13 protein-coding genes are annotated in these 16,222 nt (G+C 44.8%); 7 read left to right on the top strand and 6 right to left on the bottom strand.

The features are described from left to right. Positions 1-603 (bottom strand): cytochrome c nitrite reductase pentaheme subunit, encoded by a 603-nt coding sequence (gene nrfB / locus NL646_RS12855; RefSeq protein ID WP_023623873.1) that lies wholly within the window; start codon positions 601-603, stop codon positions 1-3. Positions 604-1,053: 450 nt separating this feature from the next. On the opposite strand from nrfB, the gene nrfA reads away from it, so the two are divergent. After that, a complete protein-coding gene (gene nrfA, locus NL646_RS12850) occupies positions 1,054-2,481 on the top strand; it encodes an ammonia-forming nitrite reductase cytochrome c552 subunit (RefSeq protein ID WP_161610316.1) in 1,428 nt (475 codons plus the stop codon). Positions 2,482-2,597: 116 nt separating this feature from the next. Here nrfA and NL646_RS12845 read toward each other — a convergent pair whose 3' ends face one another. The 3 genes from NL646_RS12845 to gyrA all read right to left on the bottom strand — a co-directional run bounded on the left by NL646_RS12845 (position 2,598) and on the right by gyrA (position 6,563). Further along, positions 2,598-3,149 carry a hypothetical protein gene (locus tag NL646_RS12845; RefSeq protein ID WP_017448426.1) on the bottom strand — a complete coding sequence of 184 codons (552 nt, stop codon included), beginning with the start codon at positions 3,147-3,149 and terminating at the stop codon, positions 2,598-2,600. Positions 3,150-3,181: 32 nt separating this feature from the next. Then, complete coding sequence (locus NL646_RS12840; protein ID WP_253664305.1) at positions 3,182-3,805, bottom strand: hypothetical protein; 624 nt, start codon at positions 3,803-3,805, stop codon at positions 3,182-3,184. Between the two features lie 121 nt (positions 3,806-3,926). Next, entirely contained in the window at positions 3,927-6,563 is a 2,637-nt protein-coding gene (gene gyrA / locus NL646_RS12835; protein ID WP_005494728.1) for a DNA topoisomerase (ATP-hydrolyzing) subunit A, read from the bottom strand. A 309-nt stretch (positions 6,564-6,872) separates the two neighbouring features. Between gyrA and ubiG the strand changes: the two genes are divergently transcribed. The 4 genes from ubiG to yfaE all read left to right on the top strand — a co-directional run bounded on the left by ubiG (position 6,873) and on the right by yfaE (position 11,857). After that, positions 6,873-7,580, top strand: coding sequence for a bifunctional 2-polyprenyl-6-hydroxyphenol methylase/3-demethylubiquinol 3-O-methyltransferase UbiG (ubiG, locus tag NL646_RS12830; protein ID WP_025535381.1), 708 nt, complete (start codon positions 6,873-6,875; stop codon positions 7,578-7,580). 501 nt (positions 7,581-8,081) lie between these two features. Next, complete coding sequence (gene nrdA / locus NL646_RS12825) at positions 8,082-10,364, top strand: class 1a ribonucleoside-diphosphate reductase subunit alpha (protein ID WP_005457837.1); 2,283 nt, start codon at positions 8,082-8,084, stop codon at positions 10,362-10,364. 81 nt (positions 10,365-10,445) lie between these two features. Further along, positions 10,446-11,579, top strand: coding sequence for a class Ia ribonucleoside-diphosphate reductase subunit beta (gene nrdB / locus NL646_RS12820; RefSeq protein ID WP_023623868.1), 1,134 nt, complete (start codon positions 10,446-10,448; stop codon positions 11,577-11,579). Beyond that, positions 11,579-11,857 carry a class I ribonucleotide reductase maintenance protein YfaE gene (gene yfaE / locus NL646_RS12815; protein ID WP_005457859.1) on the top strand — a complete coding sequence of 93 codons (279 nt, stop codon included), beginning with the start codon at positions 11,579-11,581 and terminating at the stop codon, positions 11,855-11,857. Before nrdB ends, yfaE begins: the two co-directional genes overlap by 1 nt. A 72-nt stretch (positions 11,858-11,929) precedes the next feature. Here yfaE and NL646_RS12810 read toward each other — a convergent pair whose 3' ends face one another. Further along, positions 11,930-13,162, bottom strand: coding sequence for a CinA family nicotinamide mononucleotide deamidase-related protein (locus tag NL646_RS12810; protein ID WP_021448871.1), 1,233 nt, complete (start codon positions 13,160-13,162; stop codon positions 11,930-11,932). A 197-nt stretch (positions 13,163-13,359) separates the two neighbouring features. On the opposite strand from NL646_RS12810, the gene NL646_RS12805 reads away from it, so the two are divergent. Both NL646_RS12805 and NL646_RS12800 read left to right on the top strand, forming a co-directional pair. After that, positions 13,360-14,262, top strand: a complete 903-nt coding sequence (locus tag NL646_RS12805) for a DUF3943 domain-containing protein (RefSeq protein WP_180798422.1) — start codon at positions 13,360-13,362, stop codon at positions 14,260-14,262. 224 nt (positions 14,263-14,486) lie between these two features. Continuing rightward, a complete protein-coding gene (locus NL646_RS12800; protein ID WP_005483182.1) occupies positions 14,487-14,999 on the top strand; it encodes a glycine cleavage system protein R in 513 nt (170 codons plus the stop codon). Between the two features lie 77 nt (positions 15,000-15,076). Here NL646_RS12800 and nspC read toward each other — a convergent pair whose 3' ends face one another. Further along, complete coding sequence (gene nspC / locus NL646_RS12795; protein ID WP_253664304.1) at positions 15,077-16,210, bottom strand: carboxynorspermidine decarboxylase; 1,134 nt, start codon at positions 16,208-16,210, stop codon at positions 15,077-15,079. Between the last annotated feature and the right edge of the window lie 12 nt (positions 16,211-16,222).

Here is a 16,222-nt window from a genome sequence, read left to right as displayed (position 1 = left end):
CTATCTCTCCTCTTCTTTTGCAAGTTCAGGTTCAGCAGCAAACTGAGAGTGGCAATCGACACATTGTTTGATGAGCTGTTTTCTGTCGTAAGAAAGCGCTTTCGTTTTGGCAGCGTGAACATCGTGACAATTTGAACAGGTCAAATTTTTAGCATGAACATCATGCGTCCAATTACTTTCTCTCAACTGAGTTGGAGCGTGGCAATCTACACACTGGCTATTCGCTTTGAGAATGGTACTTGGATCAAGAAAAACCTTGTCATGCACTGCTTTTGACTGCGCAGCAGCAAACTTGATCACATCAGGAGCCCCTTCACGGTGATCAGGCCCGATATTGCTGTGACAGTTTGTACAGTTAAGTGTTTTACCTTGGCTAAGCAGCGCTTCTGGCTCATGCGACAAATTCAGAGTTTCTTTGGCATCCTTATGACATTGAAGACATTTGTAGTCTCGGTCACGAATCAGCTCAACTTGATGGCGAGTGGTTTGTGCACCCTCAACAGGCTCTGATGAAATCGCATGGGCGGAGATAGAAAAACCATAGATGGCAAAGGCGAAGAGAAATTTCAGCATTGTCACTATGGTCAATTTTATATTGCCCATATTTTTCTTTCCTTAGCTCTAAAATAATTGATAACTGTTCTCAACTATTTAATGGAGCGACAATTAATTTCTTCTGAAGATATTTTTATACCTTCAAATGACATCAATTCTTATTTTGGAAAGCCACAACGCTAAACCTATATTCATAATACCCCTATTATTCCTAAGAGGTAGAAGGTACTGTTCAAAAAGCGAACTTAATCACCTTATTTATAAAATGGTTATATCTCTAACCTACTGTCAATAAAGAGGATTAAATCATACCACTTTAGGGGTATATGGAATTAAACATGATTAAGATCACTAGTGTAAATTGATCTAAAGCAAGACTCATTCCGCTCACTATTTCATCTCTTTATTTACACAATAATATTATTTGTAGATCTCCGATTCTTATTTGGAATAGCTTCTCACAACGCTGCTAATAAAAACGAATATGGAGATAACACCGTGAGCATAAAACACTGGATGAGCGCACCTATCGCGGTTGCGACCTTATTCGCTAGCCAATTATTGTTGGCCGGCTCTGTGTTGGCGGCAGAAAACAGCGATCGACTTGATCCTCGTAATGACGCCTTCGAACAAAACCATCCTGACCAATATCATTCTTGGAAGGCAACATCAGAAAGTAAACATATTGAAGACGCCCTAAGTGAAGACCCAAATATGGTGATTCTTTGGGCTGGCTACGGATTTGCTAAAGATTACAACAAGGCTCGAGGTCACTTTTATGCGCTCGACGATGTAAGGCAGACCCTAAGAACAGGCGCACCGGCAGATGAAAACTCCGGGCCAATGCCAATGGCGTGTTGGAGTTGTAAAAGTCCTGATGTCGCTCGCGTGATAGAAGAACGTGGCGAGGATGGCTATTTCTCTGGTAAATGGGCACGTCTAGGCTCAGAAATCGTCAATCCTATCGGATGTTCTGATTGTCACGACACTCGCTCAGAAAAATTCAACCAAGGCGAGCCAGAACTAGCACTAACCAGACCTTATGTTGAGCGAGCATTCGATGTAATTGGAAAAAGCTTTGATGAGCAGTCACGCCTTGATAAACAAGCGTCTGTGTGTGCTCAGTGCCATGTCGAATACTACTTTACAGGACCAACGAAAGCGGTGAAATTCCCTTGGGATATGGGTACGACTGTCGGTGACATGGAGAAGTATTACGATGCGTTGGACTTTAAAGATTGGACTCACGCCGTTTCTAAAGCACCGATGCTAAAAGCACAGCACCCTGGGTTCGAGACTTGGCGTGAAGGGATTCACGGCAAAAACAAAGTAGTTTGCGTCGACTGCCATATGCCGAAGGTGACAAAAGCAGATGGTACCGTTTATACCGATCATAAAGTAGGCAATCCTTTCGACCGCTTCGAAGACACATGTGCGCAGTGCCATACTCAAACCAAAGAGCAGCTACGTAACATCGTGTCGTCACGTAAAGCGCAGGTGTTGAACATGAAATTAACCGCCGAGAAGCAAATTGTCGCGGCGCATTTTGAAGCTGGAGAAGCATGGAAAGCAGGAGCAACGGAAGAAGAAATGAAGCCGATTCTCCAAGATATTCGCCATGCGCAATGGCGTTGGGATTATGCGATCGCCTCTCACGGTGTTCACATGCACGCACCAGAAGTGGCGCTGGAAGTTCTCGGTACCGCAGTTGATCGCGCCGCCGATGCTCGTACTAAATTGGTACGCTTACTGGCAACAAAAGGCATTACTGAACCTGTTCAAATTCCAGATATCTCGACCAAAGCAAAAGCCCAAGAAGCTTTAGGAATGGATATGGAAAAAATGAACGCGGATAAAAAGCACTTCTTAGACACCGTCGTGCCAGATTGGGATAAAGCAGCGGCCGAACGAGAAGCAACCTATTAGTCAAACCGAAAATAGGATTCGAGACCTATGATGCAACAACAAAGGGCGCGTTCTGCGCCCTTTGTTTTCATCAGTTCATTCTAGTCGAAGTACATCATCAAAATGCAAGTAAACCATTAACGTCGACGAATTCTTGGCACCGGTTGGATGTTTGGTCGAGTCTGAGGTCTCTGAATATTTGGCTTGGTAATCGGACGCGGTACGTTATGCGCGGGTAATGGCTGTGTCTTCAATGTTGATTCTGGCAACGTCGTTTGTTTTGGTAACGTTTTTGTTTCTACACGCTGGGGACGCTCGTGCCATTTTGCTTGAATCGCTTGTTTTTGTTTATCCGGCAACGTCTGCCAGTGGTTATCCAGTTGTCTCTTCATGTTATCGAAGTTGGCGTTCATATCGCCATCTTTCCAATCTTCAACTTTGTCTTTGATTGACTGTTGTTGATCGTCGTCGAGACTATTCCACCATGCCTCGAGCTTTTCTCGATGGTCATGTCCGTTGTCACAGCAACCCGGATAATAGTAAATCCAATAGTCATCGTGACCATACCACCAAGGGTCGTAATACCCACTCGAATAATAGACAGATGAAGAACCAGTTGAAGGAGACGAGCATCCCACCAGCACTGTACCGCACAACAATACCAACAAACCCGCTTCTAGCTTCTTCATACTGACTTTCCTCTTTACTCTACATTGTATACTTACATCAGCTTTTTCGCTTTGTTGATGGACTCGATGATCGTCACTCTGTCTAAATTGGGGTCATTGGAATCTAGGAGTAGAACCCAAGTATCGATGGCTTCTTGAAAGCGGAAAGAAATGAAGTGATCGTTCGCTATCAACGACAATGCGGCTTCATTATAAGGTTCAAGTTGCAACGCCTGTTCTAATAGTAAACTGACTTCATCAGTCATCGCTTGTTTATGCAGGTAGTATAATGTTGTCGCCTTCGCGGCAAGTTGCGTCGCGGTTACGTTGTCGGTGAGTTGGAGTGTGTAGTCGAAACAAATCAACGCGGCATCAAATTCTCCCTCCAACAGATAACCTTGACCTAACTGAAACCAAAGCTCATCGTTATTAGGCTCTTGTTTTAACTGTTGCTGTATTTCATCCATGATGTCTCGCGAGGTCATCATTCGAGCTATCTCCGCTTGGATAGGTTTCGGTCGGGTTTGCTTCAACAATAAGTAGCCAGCGCTAGTGAGTGCTAACACCATCAAACAAAAGCCAAACCACTGCGTAGGCTTAACTTTAGAAGCGCTAAGTGACAAAACGACGATAAAAAGCCCCATCAAAGTGATGGCAATGAAGAACCATAAAGACATAGCGATACCCGTGAGTAAACATAAGTTTAGTGTACTGGTTTGGTTGAAAGATTGCGTTGATGAAGATACAAAAAAGCCGAGCATCTTGCTCGGCTTTCATATTTAGCGATGAAGGAGAAGATTACTCTTCTTTGCCCTCTTCCGCGTCGTCTGCTGCTGGCGCTTCAGGAGCTTGCTGTTCTGCATTCGCTTCTGTTGTTTCTGCTTCTTCGCCTTCTGGCAATTCCACTTCTTCAACTTCATCGATACGTTGTAGACCAACAACTGACTCATCTTCTGCTGTACGGATCAGCGTTACACCTTGAGTGTTACGGCCTACTTGGCTAACTTCTGCTACACGTGTACGAACCAGAGTACCAGCGTCGGTGATCATCATCATCTCATCGCCTTCTTCTACTTGCACTGCGCCAACTACTGGACCATTACGCTCAGAAACCTTGATAGACACAACGCCCTGAGTTGCACGACCTTTCGTTGGGTATTCAGCCAATTCAGTACGTTTACCGTAACCGTTTTGAGTAACCGTTAGGATGTCGCCTTCGTTAGACGGAACGATTAGTGAAACCACTTGGTCGTCGTCAGCCAGCTTCATACCACGTACACCTGCCGCTGTACGACCCATTGCACGTACTTTGTCCTCGCTAAAGCGAACAACTTTACCTGCTTTAGAGAACAGCATGATGTCGCTTGAACCCGTTGTGATATCAACGCCGATTAGAGAATCGTCATCACGTAGGTTCACCGCAATTAGACCGTTTGAACGTACGTTCGCAAACTGGTCTAGAGAAGTCTTCTTAACGGTACCGTCGCCAGTTGCCATGAAGATGAACTTATCTGCTGAGAACTCATCAACCGGAAGAATTGCAGTGATACGCTCACCATCTTCCAATGGAAGGATGTTCACGATCGGTTTACCACGTGCAGTACGGCTCGCTAGTGGCAATTGGTAAACTTTCAGACGGTAAGTCTTACCGCGAGTAGAGAAACATAGAATGTTGTCGTGGGTATTCGCCACTAGAAGACGTTCAATGTAGTCTTCATCTTTCATTCGAGTTGCACTCTTACCTTTACCACCACGGCGCTGTGCTTCGTAGTCGCTTAGGATTTGGTACTTAACGTAACCTTCGTGAGATAGAGTTACGACTACGTCTTCACGAGCAATCAGCTCTTCCATGTCGATGTCATGGCTAGCTGCTGTGATTTCAGTACGGCGTGCATCAGCAAATCCGTCACGAACTGCTTCTAGTTCTTCACGAATCACTTCCATCAAACGCTCAGTGCTTGCAAGAATGTGCATTAACTCAGCGATTTCTTCTAGAAGCTCTTTGTATTCAGCAAGAATCTTCTCGTGTTCTAGACCGGTCAATTTATGTAGACGTAGATCTAGAATTGCTTGCGCTTGTTGTTCAGTCAGGAAGTATTGACCGTCGCGGATACCGTATTGAGGCTCTAGCCATTCTGGGCGAGCCGCATCAGTACCAGCACGCTCAAGCATTGCTGCTACGTTACCTAGATCCCAACCACGAGCAATAAGACCAGCTTTTGCTTCAGCAGGAGTCGGCGCTTTACGAATTAGGTCGATGATTTCATCGATGTTCGCTAGAGCAAGTGCAAGACCTTCAAGAATGTGCGCACGCTCACGAGCTTTACGCAATTCGAAGATAGTACGGCGAGTCACGACTTCACGACGGTGATCCACAAAGCACTTCAACATATCTTTCAGGTTGAATAGCTGTGGCTGACCATTGTTCAGCGCAACCATGTTGATACCGAAAGTCGTTTGTAGCTGAGTTTGAGCGTAAAGGTTGTTAAGAACCACTTCGCCTACTGCATCACGCTTACATTCAATAACGATACGCATACCATCTTTGTCAGATTCGTCACGTAGCGCACTGATGCCTTCAACTTTCTTATCTTTAACAAGTTCAGCAATCTTCTCGATCAGACGAGCTTTGTTCACTTGGTAAGGAATTTCGGTAACGATGATGGTTTCTTTACCGTTTTTCTCTGTTTCGATTTCCGCTTTTGAACGCATGTAGATCTTACCGCGACCTGTTTTGTACGCGTCTACAATGCCTTTACGACCGCTGATAAGCGCCGCAGTTGGGAAATCTGGACCAGGGATGTAATCCATTAGTTCATCAATAGTGATTTCTTCATTATTGATGTATGCAAGACAGCCATCGATCACTTCGCCAAGGTTATGTGGCGGGATGTTGGTTGCCATACCTACCGCGATACCAGAAGCACCGTTTACCAATAGGTTTGGAATTTTGGTTGGAAGAACCGCTGGAATCTGTTCTGTACCATCATAGTTAGGTACGTAGTCTACGGTTTCTTTGTCTAGGTCAGCCAAAAGTTCGTGGGCAATTTTTGCCATACGTACTTCGGTGTAACGCATTGCCGCAGCAGAGTCGCCATCGATTGAGCCAAAGTTACCTTGACCATCGACCAGCATGTAACGAAGTGAGAACGGCTGAGCCATACGTACGATTGTGTCGTACACAGCACTATCACCGTGTGGGTGATATTTACCGATTACGTCGCCGACAACACGGGCTGATTTTTTATATGGTTTGTTCCAATCGTTGCCTAGTACGTTCATCGCGAATAAAACGCGGCGGTGTACTGGTTTTAGGCCATCACGCACATCTGGAAGAGCACGACCCACGATAACTGACATCGCGTAGTCTAGGTATGAACCTCTAAGCTCATCTTCAATGTTTACGGGCGTGATCTCTTTAGCTAAATCGCTCATAGAGCCATTATCCCTCTATTTTCTGATCGTAATTACGATACGTGTAAGGTGCAAAAATATAACACACAATTCATCACTGGGGCATCACTTTCCCGCTCGTTTTATCAGGTTGTGAGCTTCGTTATGAGTTAAATGAAGAGAAATTGCACATTCATCCCATATCTTTCTGAAAACTGACTACATTTCCACCAGCTGTCGCCAAAAAAGTCTCCTGTAACTATTGTGAGAAAAGAAGCAGTTTAAACGTATCGTACCATTAGAGTATAATCTCGCCTTCCAAAGGACTATTAGCGAAGCAAAATAACTATCATGACTAAAGCACAAAACGTCGACCCTAGTGAAATTAAGAAATTCGAAGAGATGGCTTCTCGTTGGTGGGATTTAGAAGGCGAGTTCAAACCTCTTCATCAAATTAATCCGCTTCGCTTGAACTATGTCCTAGAAAAAGCCGATGGCCTTTTCGGCAAGAAAGTTCTCGATGTTGGTTGTGGCGGCGGCATCTTAGCAGAAAGTATGGCAAAGGAAGGCGCCACCGTGACTGGTCTAGATATGGGTAAAGAGCCACTAGAAGTTGCTCGCCTACATGCATTGGAGACAGGGACTAAACTGACCTACATCCAAAGTACCATCGAAGACCACGCTGCGGAAAATGCGGGGACTTACGATGTTGTGACCTGCATGGAAATGCTAGAACACGTGCCAGACCCACTCTCTGTAATTCGTTCATGTGCCGCGTTGGTTAAGCCTGGAGGACATGTGTTCTTCTCGACGTTAAACCGCAACATCAAGTCGTACTTGTTTGCGATTGTAGGCGCAGAAAAACTATTGAAGATTGTGCCAGAAGGCACGCACGATCATGAAAAGTTCATCAAACCTGCTGAAATGATGAAGATGATCGACCAAACAGATTTGACTGAAATGGGCATCACAGGCCTTCATTACAACCCGCTAAATGACAACTATAAGCTAGGTCGTAATGTAGATGTAAACTACATCGTCCACACTAAAAAATACTGAACGGCGTTACATTAAAAACGCCTTCTTGTGATTGACATTTCAGTCATAAAATGAATCAAAAGCGGTAGCACAAAGTTGCCGCTTTTTTTGTCTTTTTATGTATGAAATTCGTGCTCTAGATTCCATTTTAACCAACCCATTTTTCGCAAATAAAAACAGGCAAAGATCAAGGAATTTTTTTTTGAGGGCGGTTATTTATAAACCAATCTTCAAAGCTTAGTTTTCCCCATTCAAGTCAGCTCTTTTCTCATCGGTTAGTGTTCACTTACTGAATTTTTTTATTTTATTACTTATCCACAAGTCATCCCAAATCTGTACCTTGATAAATCAGTGCAATAGCACTATCTTGTAACCCGCAAACAAATGAACCCCTATATGTTGTGTTTAAGCTACAATATATAGATAGACTTTGATCACAAAGCCGCCGCAAGCTTTACAAACTTTGCACATAAACAAACAAAAATACGGCTTTTATCAGTTTTCTTAGGGAAATAAAGCAGAATGAACCAACAACTTACCGTCACTAAGCGTGATGGCCGTAAAGAAAGTATTGATCTGGATAAAATCCATCGCGTTATCACTTGGGCTGCAGAAGGTCTAAATAACGTTTCAGTCTCTCAAGTAGAACTTCGCGCTCACATCCAGTTTTACGACGGTATCACAACGACAGATATCCACGAGACTATCATCAAGTCAGCGGCAGACCTGATCTCTGAAGAGACCCCGGATTACCAATACCTAGCTGCTCGCCTAGCGGTATTCCACCTACGTAAAAAAGCGTACGGCCAATATGAGCCGCCAACGCTGTTTGATCACGTGTCTCGTCTTGTAGATATGGGTAAGTACGACCAACATATCCTTGAAGACTACTCGAAAGCTGAACTGGACGAACTAGATTCTTACATCGACCACAAACGCGACCTTAACTTCTCTTACGCTGCGGTCAAACAGCTTGAAGGCAAGTACTTCGTGCAAAACCGTGTGTCTGGCGAGATCTACGAAAGTGCTCAGTTCCTTTACATTCTAGTGTCGGCTTGCCTATTCGCTAACTACCCGAAAGAAACACGTCTTGACTACATCAAGCGTTTCTACGATGCGACGTCAACATTTAAAATCTCTCTACCTACACCAATTATGTCTGGTGTACGTACCCCTACTCGTCAGTTCAGCTCATGCGTACTGATTGAGTGTGGTGACAGCCTAGATTCTATCAACGCAACTGCAAGTTCTATTGTTCGTTACGTATCTCAACGTGCTGGTATCGGTATCAACGCGGGTCGCATTCGTGCGCTAGGTTCTGAGATCCGTGGCGGTGAAGCATTCCACACAGGTTGTATCCCGTTCTACAAGTACTTCCAAACAGCCGTAAAATGTTGTTCTCAAGGTGGTGTACGTGGTGGTGCAGCAACGGTGTTCTACCCAATGTGGCACGGCGAAGCACGTTCACTAATGGTGCTAAAGAACAACCGTGGTGTCGAAGAGAACCGCGTTCGTCACATGGATTACGGCGTACAGCTAAACAAACTGATGTACCAGCGTCTGGTTGAGGGTGGCAACATCACTCTATTCTCACCTTCAGACGTACCGGGTCTATACGACGCATTCTTCGAGAACCAAGAAGAATTTGAACGTCTATACGTGAAATACGAGAACGATCCTTCAGTTAAGAAGGAAACGGTAAAAGCCATCGAAATGTTCTCGCTACTCATGCAAGAGCGTGCTTCAACAGGTCGCATCTACATTCAGAACGTAGACCACTGTAACACTCACAGCCCATTCGACTCTGAAGTTGCACCAGTTCGTCAGTCTAACCTATGTCTGGAAATCGCACTTCCAACTAAACCACTGACTAACGTTGAAGATGATTCAGGTGAGATTGCACTATGTACGCTTTCCGCGTTCAACCTTGGCGCAATCAAATCTCTAGATGATTTCGAAGAGCTTTCTGATCTTGTTGTTCGCGCTCTAGATGCACTACTGGATTACCAAGATTACCCACTACCAGCGGCGTACAAGTCAACAATGAACCGTCGTACGCTAGGTGTTGGTGTTATCAACTTCGCTTACTACCTAGCGAAGCACGGAGTGAAATACTCTGACGGCAGCGCAAATGGCCTGACTCACCGCACGTTTGAAGCAATGCAATACTACTTGCTAAAAGCATCAGTAGCGCTAGCAAAAGAACAAGGCAAGTGTCCTTCGTTCCACGAAACAAACTACGCGAAAGGCTTACTGCCAATCGACACTTACAAGAAAGATATCGACCTAATTTGTGATGAAGAGCTGCACTACGATTGGGACAGCCTACGTCAAGAAATCATGGAACACGGTCTTCGTAACTCAACGCTGACAGCGCTAATGCCTTCTGAGACCTCTTCTCAGATCTCGAACGCTACAAACGGTATTGAGCCACCACGCGGTTACGTATCTGTAAAAGCATCAAAAGATGGTATCTTGAAGCAAGTTGTTCCTGAGTTCACAGAACTGAAAAACAACTACGAACTGCTTTGGAATATCGGTTCTAACGACGGTTACCTTCACCTTGTTGGCATCATGCAGAAATTCGTTGACCAAGCGATCTCTGCAAACACAAACTACGACCCATCGCGTTACGAGACGGGCAAGGTTCCAATGAAGAAACTTCTTCAAGACCTACTTACAGCGTATAAGTTTGGTGTTAAGACGCTTTACTACCATAACACTCGTGATGGTGCGAAAGACGACCAGAAAGACGCAGTTCAACCACAAGATGACGATTGTGCAGGCGGCGGTTGTAAGATTTAATCTTCCCTACCCTAACAATCCGCAGTAACAGAATATCGAACACCTCCCCTTATGGGGAGGTCTAAAAGGAATTGAGGCATTATGGCTTACAGTACTTTTAACCAGAACAAAAATGACCAACTAAAAGAACCTATGTTCCTTGGTCAATCAGTAAACGTTGCTCGTTACGACCAACAAAAATTCGAAATTTTCGAAAAGCTTATCGAAAAGCAACTGTCTTTCTTCTGGCGTCCAGAAGAAGTTGACGTATCTAGCGATCGTATCGACTACAACAAACTGCCAGACCACGAGAAGCACATCTTCATCTCTAACTTGAAGTACCAAACGCTTCTAGACTCAATCCAAGGTCGTAGCCCAAACGTGGCACTACTTCCACTTGTTTCTCTTCCTGAGCTAGAAACATGGATTGAAACTTGGTCTTTCTCTGAAACGATTCACTCTCGTTCATACACACACATCATCCGTAACATCGTGAATGATCCAAGTGTTGTATTTGACGACATCGTAGAGAACGAGCACATTCTAAAACGTGCTAAAGACATTGCACACTACTACGATGACCTGATCCAAGCGACAAATGACTACCACCGTTACGGTGAAGGTGAGCACGTTTTGAACGGCGAAACGGTTAAAGTGAGCCTGTACGATCTTAAGAAGAAACTGTACATCTGTCTGATGTCTGTAAACGCTCTAGAAGCAATCCGTTTCTACGTAAGTTTCGCGTGTTCATTCGCTTTCGCAGAGCGTGAGCTAATGGAAGGTAACGCGAAAATCATCAAGCTGATCGCTCGTGATGAAGCACTTCACTTGAATGGCACGCAGCACATGATCAACCTGCTACGTAACGGTCAAGATGACTTCTCATTCATGCAAATCGCAGAAGAAGCAAAACAAGACTGTTTTGACCTATTCAAAGAAGCGGCAGAGCAAGAGAAGGAATGGGCAGAGTACTTGTTCAAAGACGGTTCAATGATCGGCTTGAACAAAGACATCCTGAGCCAATACGTTGAGTACATCACCAACATCCGTATGCAAGCGGTAGGCCTACCAGCAGCGTACCCAGAAGCAACAACCAACCCAATCCCATGGATTAACGCTTGGTTGTCTTCAGATAACGTTCAAGTAGCGCCTCAAGAAGCGGAAATTTCGTCTTACCTAGTCGGTCAGATTGACAACGAAGTTCGCGCAGACGACTTTGAAGGGTTCGAGCTGTAATGCCAACCATCAAAATCAACAAACTTGTTAGCATTGAATCCAACCCATCCAATACCATTTTGGAGACCATGGAACAGGCGGGCTTACTTCCAGAATACAACTGTCGCGACGGTCACTGCGGTGCATGTCGTTGTAAGTTGGAATCTGGTGAAGTGGAGTATGTTGGTTTTGCCATGGCTTACACGCAAGGTGATGAGATTCTCCCTTGTATCTGTAAAGCCAAATCAAGCGTTTCGCTGACTGGTGTGAACTACGCGATGAAAGAAAAGCGCGCATAGTTCCAGACGAAGAAACACGAAAAAGCCAAGGCGATCGCCTTGGCTTTTTGTTATCTGTAGATGGTGAATAGCCTAAAGTGCGCTGTTAGGAATATGCATCTCTTTCACTTTCTCTAAAAACGCATAGTGGGCAAACATAGGTTTTCGCTCTAAGTAACGGCGTAATAAATCCAGCGCTGCGGTGCTGATCACTTTCACTTGGTCGTCACGTTGATACTTTTTCGCTAACTTATAAGACGCGCCCCATTCACCTGATGGTGTAGACAAGGCGACAGAAAATACCCCACCTTCAACCTGTCCGGTCACTAATGCTAAATCGGTAGCGCACTTTTCGCGAGTCGCTCCCGCTAACGCAAATGTTGCAGCCAATGGATCGCCCTCATGGTTTACAGTTTGGTTACGTCCTGCCAGCACCCAACCGTGACCCAATTGCTTTTCTGCATTTTCATCACTGTTTAACCAGTAGGTTAAATATCCAGCACTGCTTTTTTCAGACACAGAAAGTGTGAGATCTTTATCCGCCAGCAGTTGTCCTACATGCTCAACCATCGGAAGGTCGATGCTAACCGTATTGCTTTCGAGGTGCTTGTTGATCAACTGCATCAGCTTCAAACGTTGTTCAAGCTGATCTGCCGGGCCAAACAGCTTCACTTCAATAAAAGGCAGATAAGAGCGATACCCAAGCTCATAGCCTTGTGGCAGTTTTAGCTGATCCAACTTATCCGAGATCCCAGATTCAGAAAGACCAAAAGTGTAGATTCGACTACAGCATGAACCTTTTACATCAGGAAATACTCTTCGAAGATCAGGCAAAATTTGTGTTTCTGCCATCAATTTGAATTCGCTTGGTACACCAGGAGTAAAATAAAAAATCGCGTCATTGATCAGCATTTTAAAGCCACATGCCGTGCCAATAGGATTGTCTAAAATTTCTGCTATTTCAGGTAGCATGGCTTGTTTTAAATTGCTATCAGGCATAGGAATGCCACGCCGAGCATACATGCTCTCCAGTTGCTCTAGCCATTCTTTAAACAATACCAGTTTGCACTCAGCCGCTTTCGCTGCCGCTGCGGCGCTCATGTCGTCGGTCGTTGGCCCCAATCCACCGTTAACAATGACTACGTCATTGTTGAAGCTCAGCATTAAAAACTCTTCGATTAAGCTCGACTGCTTGTCTCCCACAGTGGATCGTTTGGTTAAACCAAACCCATGCTGATAAAACAAACTCGACAGCCACGCCGCGTTAGTATCAACAATATCTCCGTGAAGCACTTCCTCACCAGTACTTAGCATTGCAATTTTCACAACTGACTCCTGAACATAAGCACAATTCTATTTCTATACGGAGCACTTATATCGTTTTCTTTTTATCAGACTAATCGCTTAGTCAATTTGTTGGGATTAAATTAAGGTCAAGTATTTAAATGGGTTTTCTTTTAAGGGATAATTGTGAGCCCGATCATCAAACCATTAACTCGGAGACCTTTGTGTCAAAATCATCCATGTTCAAGAAGACTCTCGCAGGACTCTTACTGACGACGTCGGCCGTTGCTAACGCAAGCCAGTACGATATGAGCCGCCACTCAGAGTTTTCTTACACGCCTGATTGTATGTCAGGTTACTGCGAAACAACCAATCTGTACACCTTCGAATCTCAAAATCGCAGTCTTGCTTTTGAACAGAATAACGATGATTCTTTAAATCTTGACGCAGGCCTTCAGCCTAGACACCTTATCGTTCCTCAAGATAAGGACTGGGGTTACCTAATGGGCCAGACGTACACCATCCTTGGCCTGAGTGTGGCTACTGTTGGTTTGATGACGTTTCTTCCTGAAAGCATTACTAAGTGGGACGAAGAAGACCGCGACATGAGCAAGCTGGGTAGCAAATGGAAAGATAACGTTTCTGATGGCCCGGTATGGGACCGTGACGAACACTTCCTAAACTACATCATGCACCCATACTTTGGCGGTGTTTACTACACAGCGGCAAGACATGCAGGTTACAACGAATTTGAATCATTCTTGTACTCTGCCACCATGTCTACTTTCTTCTGGGAATACGGTGTTGAAGCGTTTGCAGAAGTCCCTTCTTGGCAGGACATCTTTATCACGCCATTCTTTGGTGCGGTCGTGGGTGAAATGATGCTAACAGCAGAGCAAGACATCGTAGCAAATGGCGGCGAAGTGTTAGGTTCAGAAACTGCAGGCGACGTTTCTCTCTTCTTCCTAAACCCTGTTGGTCATATCCACCACTGGGTGACTGACGCATGGGGCGGCAGCGCTGAATTGAAATTCAACTCCTCACCTTGGTTCGGCAATCAAGATGTTGCGAAGTTTGCCATGGACGCAGGTGCAAGCTACGACAGTCAGTTTTACGGCGTAGAGCTGAAAGTAACGTTCTAAGCCAACCATATTGAACGACATTAATGAAGAGCAGCCAAACGGCTGCTCTTTTTGTATCTAGTGCACTGTTTTGATTATTTGCTTCGCGAATTAGTGTGAAAAATTGACTTCTATCAAACATAACCCCTTCCTAGGACCTACACTGAAGAAAAGGACTTATTCCAATAACTTAAGCGATGCGTTCCACCGCACTGCGTCCAAACCTTATTCCAGGAGGGGACATCATGAACACTGTGTTTATCGTTAACTTTGTCGGTCAAGCATCACCGGCGACTATCAAACAACTGGCTGCTGTTACTCATGAAAACGGAGGCAAATGGTTAATCAGTAAAGTAAACTTTATTGAAGACCAAGTCGCTGGGGTGATAAAAGTTGAGTTACCTGAAGAAAACGCGGACACGGTGAAAGAAGCGTTTTCAGCCTGCCAGACTCTAGTAGTTAAATTTGTGGATTCAGAGCCTCACTCACACAAAGAAGATACCATTTTCCAACTTCGTCTCGATTCCAATGACCGTGCAGGTATCGTCAATGAAATCACTCACGTTCTGGATGCACAAGGCATCTCTATTTTAGATATGGATTGCCAACGCGTATTTATTGCCGGGGGTGGCGGTGTGAGTTCTAGCTTGTTCAGCGCCAAAATGGCTATCAAGCTGCCGAGCGAATTGGAAATCGAAGATGTGGCGAACGAGTTAGAAGCGCTCAGCGAAGACACCAGAGTGATAATTGAAAGCTAGTCGATTTAGCCTTTTATTCATAGAAAAAGAGCAGCTATAATTAGCTGCTCTTTGTCATTGTAAGCATGAGAAAAACATTACTTCACAGACCACTGTGACAGTGAGCGTTTGAAGTCTGAGTAGTCAAACTCATTCAGTTTTTGAATCTCGCCGCTTGAACGCTCACAGTAAACAGAAGGCATACGTAGACCATTGAACCAGTTTAGTTTCACCATCGTGTAACCAGCGCTGTCTAGAATGTGCAGACGTTGACCAATCTCTAGTGGCTGATCAAAATTCGCCACACAGAACTGATCACCGGCAAGACATGAACACGAACCAATCACGTACTCGTGCTCGCCGTTGTCAGATGCCTCTAGAATGGAAGCTGGTTCATTGTAAATCAGCGTATCAAGACGGTGTGCTTCAGTTGCAGAGTCAACAATTGCTGTCTTCTTCACGTTCTCAACGATATCGACCACAGTAACCACTAAGTCTGTCGTCTTAGTGATGATGGCTTCACCCGGCTCTAGGTACATTTGCACGCCGTGCTTTTCAGAGAAGGCTTTCAGCGCAAAACCCAACTTCTCAATATCGTAGCCAGGCCAGGTAAAGAATACACCTCCGCCCATGCTTACCCAGTCCAGCTTGTTCAGATATTCTCCAAACTGCTCTGAGATAGAATCCAGCAAACCGATAAACGCATCCACATCTTTGTTTTCACAGTTCATGTGGAACATCACGCCATCAATATCGTCAAACACTTCTGCTTTGATATGATCAGCTTGTACACCAAGACGTGAGAATTGACGTGCAGGGTTTGCTAAATCCTGACCAGCATAACTCACACCTGGATTGAGGCGCAGACCAATCGACGCTTTACCTTCTACGATATGACGATGAGCAGCAAGCTGAGACTGAGAGTTAAAGATCATCTTGTCACAAATATCAGCAACTTCACGTACGTCATCTTCACTGTAACCCACGCTGTATGCGTGAGTTTCACCGCCGAAAGTTTCGTAGCCAAGCTTTACTTCGAATGGGCCAGAACTGGTTGTCCCATCCAGGTAAGGCTTGATGATGTCAAAAACACCCCAAGTTGAGAAGCACTTCAGTGCCAGCACCAGTTTCACGCCAGAGATCTCTTTTAGCTGCTTCGCTTTCTCCAGGTTCTCTATTAGTTTGTCTTCATTAATCATGAAGTACGGAGTTTTTAATTCACTGTGTTGCATTTTAATACCTTG

This window comes from Vibrio sp. Y20_XG_PY13 (assembly GCF_024181925.1).
GTDB lineage: Bacteria > Pseudomonadota > Gammaproteobacteria > Enterobacterales > Vibrionaceae > Vibrio > Vibrio parahaemolyticus.
Note: the sequence above shows the minus strand (reverse complement) of the source record. Positions and strands in the feature narration are given on the sequence as shown.